The sequence below is a fragment of the Actinomadura pelletieri DSM 43383 genome, from assembly GCF_003634705.1.
Classification (GTDB): Bacteria; Actinomycetota; Actinomycetes; order Streptosporangiales; family Streptosporangiaceae; genus Spirillospora; species Spirillospora pelletieri.
In genome coordinates, this window is sequence record NZ_RBWU01000003.1 from 245,814 (window position 1) to 257,352 (window position 11,539).

6 protein-coding genes are annotated in these 11,539 nt (G+C 72.0%); 1 reads left to right on the plus strand and 5 read right to left on the minus strand.

Annotation, left to right across the window (positions count from 1 at the left end; genetic code table 11):
- Nucleotides 1-128 precede the first annotated feature (128 nt).
- A complete protein-coding gene (locus tag BZB76_RS14335; RefSeq protein WP_121434870.1) occupies nt 129-5,972 on the plus strand; it encodes a WD40 domain-containing protein in 5,844 nt (1,947 codons plus the stop codon).
- Between the two features lie 13 nt (nt 5,973-5,985).
- Here BZB76_RS14335 and BZB76_RS14340 read toward each other — a convergent pair whose 3' ends face one another.
- From BZB76_RS14340 to rpsA, 5 genes are all read right to left on the minus strand, one after another.
- Nucleotides 5,986-6,405 carry an SSI family serine proteinase inhibitor gene (locus BZB76_RS14340; RefSeq protein ID WP_121434871.1) on the minus strand — a complete coding sequence of 140 codons (420 nt, stop codon included), beginning with the start codon at nt 6,403-6,405 and terminating at the stop codon, nt 5,986-5,988.
- A gap of 241 nt (nt 6,406-6,646) precedes the next feature.
- Nucleotides 6,647-7,237 carry a dephospho-CoA kinase gene (coaE, locus tag BZB76_RS14345; protein WP_121434872.1) on the minus strand — a complete coding sequence of 197 codons (591 nt, stop codon included), beginning with the start codon at nt 7,235-7,237 and terminating at the stop codon, nt 6,647-6,649.
- A 17-nt stretch (nt 7,238-7,254) separates the two neighbouring features.
- The gene (locus tag BZB76_RS14350; protein WP_121434873.1) at nt 7,255-7,746 is read right to left on the minus strand and encodes a GNAT family N-acetyltransferase; all 492 of its coding nucleotides are present in this window, start codon (nt 7,744-7,746) and stop codon (nt 7,255-7,257) included.
- 37 nt (nt 7,747-7,783) lie between these two features.
- Entirely contained in the window at nt 7,784-9,748 is a 1,965-nt protein-coding gene (locus BZB76_RS14355) for an endonuclease/exonuclease/phosphatase family protein (RefSeq protein ID WP_246006948.1), read from the minus strand.
- Between the two features lie 136 nt (nt 9,749-9,884).
- Nucleotides 9,885-11,375, minus strand: a complete 1,491-nt coding sequence (gene rpsA, locus BZB76_RS14360) for a 30S ribosomal protein S1 (protein WP_121434874.1) — start codon at nt 11,373-11,375, stop codon at nt 9,885-9,887.
- Between the last annotated feature and the right edge of the window lie 164 nt (nt 11,376-11,539).

An 11,539-nucleotide genomic window follows, 5' to 3' on the forward strand; every position in this document is an offset into this window, starting at 1 on the left:
GCCGAGGAAGGCGTCCCCGGGTGGCGCGATGGGCAACACGGCGGGCAACACAGCGGGCAACACGGTGGACAACACGGTGGGCGGCATTTCGCGCTGTGTTCGACGGTCCCGCGGGCGATACTGACGGCATGACACCCCCCGGCGGCCACACCAGGCAGGAGCGTCCCACCGATTTCTTCATCAGCTACTCGCCCGCGGACGAGCGGTGGGCGTCCTGGATCGCCTGGCAGTTGGAGGCCGCGGGGCACCGGACGATGATGCAGGCGTGGGATTTCGTGCCCGGCACCAACTTCATCGACTTCATGGACCGCGGCCTGTCGGAGGCCAAGGCCGTCGTCGCGGTGCTGTCGAGCAACTACCTGCGCTCCCGGTACGGGCGGTTGGAGTGGATGGCGGCGCTGCGGGCCGACCCGGACGACCCGGCCCGCAAGCTGGTCACGGTCCGGATCGAGGACTGCCCGATCGACGGGCTGCTGTCCACGATCACCTATGTGGACCTGGTCGGGATCGACGACCCGGACGAGGCGCGCGGGCTGCTGATGCGGCGCATCGAGGAGGCCCTGGCGGGCCACGCGCGGCCGGAGAACGGCCCTGGCTTCCCGGGACCGGGCCGGAGCCTCCCGAGTGCCAGGCCGCCGCTCCCCGGGCGCCTGGAGGGCTCTGAGGGGCCGGCGGAGCACATCCCGGCCGGGGAGCGGCCCGTCCGGCGGGCGCCGGTGGCGGCGCCGGTCTTCCCGGCCGCGGGCGGTGACGACGGGCCGCGCGAGCGACTCAGCGTCCTGCACGTCTCGGGCCCGCGGTTCGGCCGGACGCTCGCCGAGCCCGGCGAGCCCACCACGGCTGCGGAGTTGCAGGACCGCATCTGGAGTGACGTGACGCGGCTCGCCGACTCCGGCGTGCCACGCCCCGACCTGCTCGTCGTCACCGGCAACCTCACCCACTCGGGGAGCCGCAGGGAGTTCGCCGAGGCGCTGTCGTTCCTGACGAGCCTGCGCGCGCTGCTGGGCCTGGAGGCGCAGCGCGTCGTCCTGGTGCCCGGCACGCACGACGTGACCCGGGCGGCGTGTCAGGCGTACTTCTCAAGCTGCGAGGCCGACGACATCGAACCGCAGCCGCCGTACTGGCCGAAATGGCGGCACTACGCGGGGCTGTTCAAGGAGTTCTACCAGGGCATCGACGCGCTCATCTTCGACAGCGCCCAGCCGTGGACGCTGTTCCCCGTCCCCGATCTACGGGTCGCCGTGGCGGGGCTCAACTCGACGCTGCCGCAGTCCCACCGCGAGGCGGACCGGTACGGGATGGTCGGCCGCGCGCAGGCCGCGTGGTTCAACGAACGCCTGCGGCATTTCAAGGACGAGGGGTGGCTCCGGCTGGGGGCGGTCGAGCATACACCCATCTCCGGTGAGCCGGGCGCGTTGCGCGACCCCGAGACCGTCGAGATGCTGCTCGGCGGTCACGTCAACCTGTTCTTCCAGGGGACGGAGTCGGAGTTCGGCGCCGTTCCGCTGCTCGGGAACGGCGTCCCGTCCGTCCCGGCGCTCGGGCCCGGACGCCACCAGATCGTCGTGCTGCGACGGGACGGCCTGGACCGGTGGATCCCCGAGGACGCCGAACGGCGCGGCCCGGAGGTCCTCGACGTGGCCTGGCCGGGCGTGCACGGAACGTTCCCCCCACCGGCCGCGGAGATCCCACCGGCGCCGCCCGTACCGGAACTCGGCCCGGGATCGGACAGGGTCGTCGATCCGGTGACCGAGCCGACCGCCCAGTTGCTCGACCGGCTGACCGAGGCGTGCGAGACGCGCTTCGAACGCGCGACGATCCGGCGCATCGTCCCACCGCCGCGCGGGGACGGCCGTTCCGACCCGCCGCACCTGCTACTGACCCACCTGGAGGACGGATTCGTCCGCCAGTACCGCATCGGCGCCCACGTGGGGCAGGTGACCGAGGCGGACGTGGACGCGTTCGTCCGGCACGTCCACGCCGACGGCACCGACCACGGGTCGGAACTGGTGTACCTGGGCCCGGCCCCGGCGCGGTCACTGCGGGAGGACGCCCTCCGCCGCGGCATCCGCGTGCGCAGCCTCACCGAGTTCCAGGGGCTCGTCGACCTGTCCGAGTACGTGACCGCCCAGACGAGACGCCTCTCGGCAGGGGGCCTGTACCCGCCGAACCTGTACGTTCCGCAGCGCTACCGGGAACTCGACCGTTTCCGAACGGAAACCCCGTCCGGCGAAGGAGCCGGCTCCACCACCGACGTCCTCGACGACGTGGTCGGCGAGATGCTGCGTCTCCTGGCCGCCGACCACGGCCGGTTCCTGCTGCTGCTCGGCGACTTCGGGCGCGGCAAGACGTTCGCGCTGCGGGAACTGGCCCGCCGCATCCCCACGGAGTTGCCGCACGTCATCCCGATCCTGATCGAGCTGCGGGCGCTGGACAAGGCGCACTCCGTGGACGGCCTCGTCGCCGCGCACCTGGCCAACCACGGCGAGGAGCTGATCGACCTCAAGGCGTTCCACTACATGCTCCGGCAGGGACGCATCGTGCTGCTCTTCGACGGGTTCGACGAGCTGGTGACGCGGATGACCTACGACCGGGCCGCCGACCACCTCGACACGCTCCTCCAGGCCGCCCAGGACAAGGCGAAGATCGTGGTGGCGAGCCGCACGCAGCACTTCAAGTCGCAGGCGCAGGTGCTGACCGCGCTCGGCGAGAAGGTGGGCGTCCTGCCGCACCGGCGCGTCCTCGGGCTGGAGGACTTCGCGCCGCCGCAGGTCCGCTCGTACCTGGTGAACCGGTACGGGGACGAGGGCACCGCGGAGGCGCGGCTGGACCTGCTGTCCGGCATCGAGGAACTGCTGGCGCTGACGTCCAACCCGCGGATGCTGTCGTTCATCGCCGACCTGCCCGAGGACCGGCTCCGCGCCGTCGCGCGGGCCCGCCGCGCCGTCAGCCCCGCCGACCTGTACCACGAGATCCTGTCGGCGTGGCTTTCGTACGAGGCCGACAGGGTCGGCGGCGCGGGCGGCCCGTCCGGGCTGAAGGTCGACGACATGTGGCGCGCCGTGGGCACACTCGCGCTGCGCCTGTGGGAGGGCAACGAACAGTTCCTGCGGCTCGCGGAACTCGCGGACGTCGCGGACACGCTGACCGGTCTGGCCGGGGGACGCCTGTCCCCGCACCAGGTGACGCATGCCGTCGGCGCGGGGAGCCTGCTCGTCCGCACCGACGAGGGCCTGTTCGGGTTCATCCACACGTCGGTCATGGAATGGCTGGTCGCCCGCCACATCGCGGACGAGTTCGCCGACGACCCGGCGCCCGCCGCGCTGGCCCGCCGCGCGCTGACCCAGCTCGCCGTCGACTTCCTCTGCGACCTCGCCGACACCCGCGCCTGCCAGGAGTGGGCGGCCGGGGTCCTCGCCGACCCCGACGCCGACGACATCGCCCGCGCCAACGCGATCCGCGTCACGACCCGGCTGCGCACCCCCGCGCACACCGACCTGCGCGGCGCCCGCCTCCAGGGCGAGGACCTGTCCTACCGCGACCTGCAGGAGGTCGACCTGACCGGGGCCGACCTCACCGACGCGCAGCTCGTCGGCGCCAACCTGTCGCGCGCCGTCCTGCGGGACGCGTCCCTGGCCGGGGCGCGCCTCGACGAGGCCACGCTGACGGGCGCCGACCTGCGCGGCGCGGACCTGTCCCGGGCCCGCCTCGCCCGCGCCGACCTCCACGACGTCACCATCGAGGGCAGCCGCTGGACGCGCGCGGCCCTGGTCGACGCCGTCCTGCCCGACCGCGTCGCGCACGCGCCGGAACTGCGTGAGGCCGCGATCGCGCCCGGCCGGCCCATCGACATCCAGGTCCGCCCGGCCGCCGTGGGCGTCCCGTACGGGTTCCACTTCCAGACCAGTCGCCTGCCACAGCCCCTGGCGTACAGTCCGGGCGGCTCCGTCCTGGCGGTGGGCGGCGAGGACGGCGGCGTCCTGGTCTGCGACGCCGTCACCGGCACTCCTCTGCGCACGCTCCAGGGCCACACCGACCGCGCCTACGCGGTGGTGTTCGACTCGCGGGGCAACCTTCTGGTGAGCGGCTCCGCGGACGGCACCGTCCGGTTGTGGGACCTCGCCACGGGCCACGCCACGCACACGCTCACCGTCCACCCCGAAGGGGTATGGCCGGTCGTCGTCGGGGGACGCTCCCCGTCGGGCGGCGAACTCGTCGCGGCGGGCGCGGCCGACGGCACCATGCGCGTATGGGACGCCACGTCCGGCGACCTCCTGCACGAACTGCCCGGACACACCGCGCCCGTCTACACGGCCGTGTTCGACCCCGCCGGTCCGTTGATGGTCACCGGCGACAGGGGAGGCACCCTGCGCGTCTGGGACACGGCCACCGGCGAACTGCGCCGCGAACTGACCGGCCATCGCGGCGCCGTGTACCGGGCCGTGTTCCACCCGGACGGTTCCCTCCTCGCCGCCGGGGACGAGGCGGGCGCCGTCCGGCTCTGGGACATCCGCACCGGCGAGATCAGGCGGGAACTCCGCGGCCACACCGGCCGCGTCTACGCCATCGCCTTCCACCCGGACGGGCACATCCTCGTCACCGGCGACACCGTCGGTTCCGTCCGCCTCTGGAAGGACGGGCACGACCACCGGAACCTCCAGGGCCACGGCGGCGCCATCTACCAGGCGACGTTCAGCCCGGACGGCGGCCGACTCGCGACCGCGGACAGTTCCGGGTCCGTCCGCCTGTGGGATCCCGAGACCGGCGGGCAGCACCTCGAACTGGCGGGGCATCGCGGCGCGGTGTGGCCGTTCGCGTTCCGCCCCGACGGCGCCCAACTCGCCACCAGCAGCAACGACGGAACGGCCCGCGTCTGGGACGCCGAGACCGGTCAGTGCCGCGTCGTGTTGCGCGGCCACGGCCGCCGCGTCACCGGCGTCACGTTCAGCCCGGACGGCGGGATGCTCGCCAGTAGCGGCAACGACGGCCTCGTCCGGCTCTGGGACCCGCGCACCGGCCGGATGATCCGTGAACTGCGCGGTGTCGCCGACAACCTCACCTCCGCGGTGTTCAACACCCGCGACTCCCAGCTCGCCACCGCCACCAACGACGGCGGCGTCCACCTGTGGCAGGCCGGGACCGGCACGTTCGAACGCGAACTGAACGCGGAGACCGACCATGTGTGGGCGCAGGCCTTCTCCCCCGCCGGGGACGTCCTCGCCACCGCCAACGACGACGACACCGTCCGACTCTGGTACTGGACGACCGGCCGCGAGACCGTCAACCTCGCCGACCACCGGGGCCGTGTCCGCTCCATCGATTACCGGCCGGACGGCACCCTGGTCGCCACCGGCTGCGACGACGGCCTCGTCCGACTGTGGCACCCGCGCACGGGCGAACTCAGGGCCACCCTCCACGGCCACACCGACCGCGTCTACCGCGTGGCGTTCTCACCGTCCGGGGAAACGCTCGCGTCGGCGAGTAACGACGGCACCGTCCGACTCTGGGACCCGTCCACCGGCGAGACCGTCCACACCCTCACCGGCCACACCGGCCGCCTGTGGACGACCGCGTTCCACCCGTCCGGCAGGCTCCTCGCCACGGCGGGCGACGACATGGTCGTCCGTCTGTGGGATCCGTCGACCGGTGAAACCCTCCACACGCTCACGGGCCACACCCGCCGCGTCTGGTCGGTCGCCTTCAGCCCCGACGGCACCCTCATGGCCACGGCGGGCGACGACGGCGCCATCATCCTCTGGGACGTCCCGGAGGATGCGCCCCCCACGCACCGCGCGACCCTGCTCGGTCTGGCCGAGGGGTGGGCCGCGCTGGCCCCGGACGGCCGCTACAAGTGGGAGGGCAACGTCACCGCCGAATTCTGGTACGCCGTGGGGATGTGCCGCTTCGAGCCGGGAGAACTGGACCCCTACCTCCGCGACGTCCACCGGCTCCCCTTGGACGCCCCTTTCTGAGGCCGTTCGGCCATCAGAAGTCCAGGACGTGGCCGTGCAGGATCCGGGCGCAACCGTCGTTGGTGACGGTCCCGAAGTACGGCTCGATCGGCCTGCCCCGCCAATAGCCGGTCGCGGTCGCGTCCACCGGTTCCCAGTACTGAAGGCACAACCGTCCCTTTCTCCAGGGAACATCCTTGATGCGCCCGTTCACCATGGCGAGCTCGGCACAGGCGACTTCGGCATTGGCATGGGTCCCGCCGGCCGGTTCGCAGGTCAGCGTCGCGGTACGGGGCTTGCCGCCCTTCTGGGGTGTGACCGTGAGTTCGATCTCCGTCAGCGACGTGGGCGGAGTGCTCGCGGCGACGGCGGGAGCCGTCGCCGCGACACCGCCCACGACCAGGCTCAATCCCATGAACAGACGAATCGCTACGGAAGCCATGAACACCTCCATGATCAGGAGTGATTGGCCTCATTGCACCACCGACAAAAATTCTGTCCAGGCCTATATCCGCACACAATGGGGTCCCCGAAAGACCATTTTTACCATTTTCGATGTCCCCAGGAAGATTCCGCAGCCATCCGAAGAATCATTCACTCACGGAGACGTCGAAAAACGGCGACGCGACCACACCGCTCGTCACGGAACGCATCACGACGACCACACGAGGTACGTGATAACGACCTCAGTCGTCCTACCGGCGGGTCAGTGCGTCCCAGAGGGCGTCGACCTGGGCTTTCAGAGCGTCGAGGGAGCCGGAGTTGTCGATGACGTGGGTGGCGACGGCGCGACGGTCCTCGCGGGACGCCTGGGCGGACATGCGTGCGCGGGCGTCCTCCTCGGTCATGCCGCGCCGGGCGACGAGACGGTCGAGCTGGACGTCCTCGGGGGCGTCGACGACCACGACCTCGTCGTACTGGGACGCGAGGCCGTTCTCCGTCAGCAGCGGGACGTCGTGGACGACGACGGCGTCGGCGGGCGCCTCGTCCATCACCTGCTTCGCCCGCTCCGCCACCAGCGGGTGGACGATCGCGTTCAGGGCGGCGAGCCGGTCGGGGTCGGCGAACACGATGCGGCCGAGTTTCTCCCTGTCGAGGGCGCCGGACGGCAGCAGCACGTCCGCGCCGAACTCCGCGACGACGGCGGCGAGGCCCGGCGTGCCCGGCTCCACCACCTCGCGGGCGATCCGGTCGGCGTCGATGACGACGGCGCCGTGTTCGGCGAGGCGCCGCGCCACCTCGCTCTTGCCCGACCCGATCCCACCCGTGAGCCCCACTTTCAGCACGGGCCCACCCTAGACGGTCAGGCGGTTTCGACGGGGACGAGGGGTTTGCGCATGTGCACGAGGGTGAGGTGCGCCGCGACCCGTTCCCGGTGCGTCTCGGTGTAGCCGAGGCGGCGGTACAGGCGCAGGTTCGTCTCGCTGAGGTGGCCGGTGAACAGCACGCACGCGTCGGCGCGCCCGCCCACCTCGGCCTCCAGCGCGGCCAGCAGCCGCCCGCCGATGCCCCGGCCCTGCAGGTCGGGGACGACGACGAGCCGACCGATCAGGCACGTGTGGTCGCTGAACTGGGCGCGGACGGCGCCGACGACACGTCCGTCCAGCACGGCCTTCAGGAACACCGCGTCACCGGCCAGAGCGTTCCGGAGCTGCTCGACCGACTCGACCAGCGGAGGGAGGAACGGGTCACCGTACAGTTGCGCCTCCGTGACGTAGGCGGCGCGCTGAACGGTCAGCAGCTCCCCCGCGTCCTGCGGTCCGGCCCGTTCGATCGAGACCGTCGGTTCGCTCATGCCATGACCCTAGCGGCGGAGCGGAGGCCGGGTCCGGTCAGCGGCCGATCCGGACGGTGACGGCGACGGGATAGTGGTCCGAGGCGTCGGAGACGGGCACGTCGTAGTCGGTGACGAGGATTCCGTCCGACCCGAAGATCCAGTCGACGTGGGCGCCGTCGGACCTGGTCGGGGACGAGTCGTCGCCGATCGCGGCGCTGCGCAGGTCGGTGCCCTCGGTCAGCGCCGTCAGCTCGGGACTGCCGGGCTCGGCGTTGAAGTCCCCGCCGATCAGCGTGCGAGGCGCGCCGCCCCAGGCCCGCAACAGCACCGCGATCGACCGGGCGCGCTCGTCGGCCTGGTCGTCGCCGCCTTCGAGGTGCGTGGACCACACGTCCATCGTGGTGCCGCCGACACCGAGCCGCGCCCACACGTAGCCGCGGATCTGCGACCAGTCGCCGCGCGACATCCGTCCCGTCCCGGAGCTGCGCACCGGCAGGGACGTGAGGATCGCGTTGCCGAACTGGCCGTCGGCGGCCGGGCCCCAGATCAGCGTCATGCCGAGGCGCCGCGACAGCCACACGCCGACGTCGGCGGTGCCGGACAGCAGGGACCCGCGGCCGGCCTCCTGGAGCAGGACGACCTGGGCGCGCTGCCCCTCGATGACGCGGGCGACGCCCTCCGGGTCGAGCCGTCCCGACTGGTCGACCGCGTCGTGGATGTTGTAGCTGAGCACCCGCACCTGTCCGGGGACGGGCGCCGCCTGGGCCTTGCCGTCCGGCGCGGCGACGGTGAACACGAGCGTCCCGGCGAGGAGGCCGAGCGCGGCGGCCCCGGCGGTGAGGGCCCGCAGCGGCGCGCGGGCGGGCAGCGGCCCGCCGCGGGCGGCGGCGATCGCGGCGAGCGCGCCGAGCAGGATCCCGGCGAGGCCGGGCAGCAGGTTGTTCGGGAACGGCAGCGGGGAGACGGCGCTGACCTGGTACGGGACGAGAACGACGACGATGAGCAGGCCGCCGAGCGCGGCACCCGCGTCGATCCGCCACACCGGGCCACCGGTTCCGGCGCGCCGCAGCGGCGCCCGGCACGCGACCGCCAGCAGCCACGCCGACAACACCTGCCCGACGATCACGATGGGCACGATCTCGACACCGGAGATCGCGTACGTTCCCGCGACCGCGCCCGCGCCGACCCCGAGGACGGTGCCGCCGAGCACGCACACACCGCCCGGGACCGCCCGGACCGCGAGACCGGACGCGAGGAACGCCAGCGCGAGCCCCTGCCCGACGACGATCACGATGTGCGCGACGGTCAACGACCGCCATCCGGACGACGCGACGAACGCGGGGCTGGACAGGACGAGGACCTGCAACGCCAGGAACGGGCCGAACGCGGCGGCGCCGAGCGCGTCCCGCCACGAGATCCCGGGCGCGGCGACCGGCCCGGACGCCAGTTCCCGGTACAGCGCGGCGACACCGACGCCGACGAACGCCAGGCACGCCGCCCACGGGCCGATGCCGGACCGCCACACCGGGTCCCAGGTGGCGAAGCACATTCGTACGGCGGTGTCGATCGACAGGCCCGCGACGGTGGCGGTGGCGAACCCGACACCGGACAGGCCGCGGGCGCCCTCGTACAGCGCCGCCACGGCGATCATGCCGATGGCGGAGCCCGCGAACGCCAGCCATGTCCGCGGTTCGATGGCCTGGGCGAGGAGCCGGACGGCGAACAGCCCGCCGATCCCTGCCAGCAGCAGCCCCCGGGGGCCGGCGTACCGGCGGATCAGCGGCGCGGCGAACCCGGCGAGGCACACGACCAGCACGCCCAGTGTGGCGGCGGCCGTCCCGGCCTCGTCGGCGAAGTGGTCGAGCTGGGGCGGCGAGAACCGCAGCGTCTGCGCGAGCACCGCGACGGTGACCGCGATCAGCGCGAGTCTCGCGGGGCCCTGCGGAACGATCGGCGGCGCGCCCTCGGCGGGACCGCCGGTCCTGGCGCCGGTGACGGTGTCGGCGTCTGTGCTGGCCAATTGAACGAGTGCTCCCGGGACGGAACGGCGAGACTACCGAAAAGAACAGCGCAACCGAGCACGGCCGGAGGCCGATCCGTCAAGATCGTTCTCCGGCCGTGTTCGGGACGTCACAGGCCGATGATCGGCCCCGGGGTCACTGGCCTCCGGACAGCTTCTCCCGCAGCGCGGCGAGCGCCTCGTCGGTGGCGAGCGCGCCGCCCCCGGACTCGCTCTCCCCGCCGCCGGAGTAGGAGGTCTCGCCGCCGCCACCGCCGCCGCCGCCCGCGGACTCCCCGCCGGCCTCGGCCTCGGCCTTGCGGGCCTCCTCGATCTGCTTGCGGTGCGCGTCGAACCGGGACCGGGCCTCGGCGTACTGCCGCTCCCACGTCTCCCGCTGCTCGTCGAAGCCCGGCAGCCACTCGCCCGTCTCGGCGTCGAAGCCCTCGGGGTACTTGTAGTTGCCCTGCTCGTCGTACTCGGCGGGCATGCCGTACAGGGTCGGGTCGAAGTCCTCTTCCTCGATCCCGGCGGCGCCCTCGTTGGCCTGCTTGAGCGACAGGCTGATCCGGCGCCGGTCGAGGTCGATGTCGATGATCTTCACGAAGATCTCGTCGCCGACCTGGACGACCTGCTCGGGGATCTCCACGTGCCGCTCGGCCAGCTCGGAGATGTGCACCAGGCCCTCGATGCCCTCCTCGACGCGGACGAACGCGCCGAACGGCACCAGCTTGGTGACGCGTCCCGGCACGACCTGCCCGATCTGGTGGGTGCGGGCGAACTGCTGCCACGGGTCCTCCTGCGTCGCCTTCAGCGACAGCGAGACCCGCTCGCGCTCCATGTCGACGTCCAGGACCTCGACCGTGACCTCCTGGCCGACCTCGACGACCTCGGACGGGTGGTCGATGTGCTTCCAGGACAGCTCGGAGACGTGCACCAGCCCGTCGACCCCGCCGAGGTCGACGAACGCGCCGAAGTTGACGATGGAGGACACGACGCCCTTGCGGACCTGGCCCTTCTGCAGGGTGTTGAGGAAGGTCTGGCGGACCTCGCTCTGCGTCTGCTCCAGCCACGCGCGCCGCGACAGCACCACGTTGTTGCGGTTCTTGTCCAGCTCGATGATCTTGGCTTCGAGCTCGCGTCCCACATACGGCTGCAGGTCACGCACGCGCCGCATCTCGACCAGCGAGGCGGGCAGGAAGCCGCGCAGCCCGATGTCGAGGATGAGACCGCCCTTGACGACCTCGATGACGGTCCCGGTGACGATGCCGTCCTCGTCCTTGATCTTCTCGATCGTGCCCCAGGCGCGCTCGTACTGGGCGCGCTTCTTGGACAGGATCAGCCGTCCCTCCTTGTCCTCCTTCTGGAGGACGAGGGCTTCGACGTGGTCCCCGACGGACACGACCTCGTTCGGGTCGACGTCGTGCTTGATGGACAGCTCACGCGAGGGGATGACCCCCTCGGTCTTGTAGCCGATGTCGAGGAGGACCTCGTCACGATCGACCTTGACGACAGTGCCTTCGACAATGTCGCCGTCATTGAAGTACTTGATGGTCTCGTCGATCGCGGCGAGGAAGGCTTCCTCGGACCCGATGTCGTTGACCGCTACCTGCGGGGTGGTCGAGGTGGCCTCGGTGCTGCTCGTCATGTGTCGGCTGGCTCCGCTACGGACATGGAAGTCGTATGGGTTGTGCGCGGAGGGCCGTTATCCGCCCTGCCGAAGACCGGAATGGGACGCGGACGCCGCCGCGTCGGTGAACCGAACCGTTGTCGCCGACCTGACCGAGCGCGAGCCTGCTCCGTCCGAAGCGC

What these genes read in the sequence shown, in the direction of transcription:
- BZB76_RS14335 (WP_121434870.1), top strand. Translation starts at nt 129, where the DNA reads ATGACACCCCCCGGCGGCCACACCAGGCAGGAGCGTCCCACCGATTTC.
- BZB76_RS14340 (WP_121434871.1), bottom strand. Translation starts at nt 6,405, where the DNA reads ATGGAGGTGTTCATGGCTTCCGTAGCGATTCGTCTGTTCATGGGATTG.
- BZB76_RS14350 (WP_121434873.1), bottom strand. Translation starts at nt 7,746, where the DNA reads ATGAGCGAACCGACGGTCTCGATCGAACGGGCCGGACCGCAGGACGCG.
- rpsA (WP_121434874.1), bottom strand. Translation starts at nt 11,375, where the DNA reads ATGACGAGCAGCACCGAGGCCACCTCGACCACCCCGCAGGTAGCGGTC.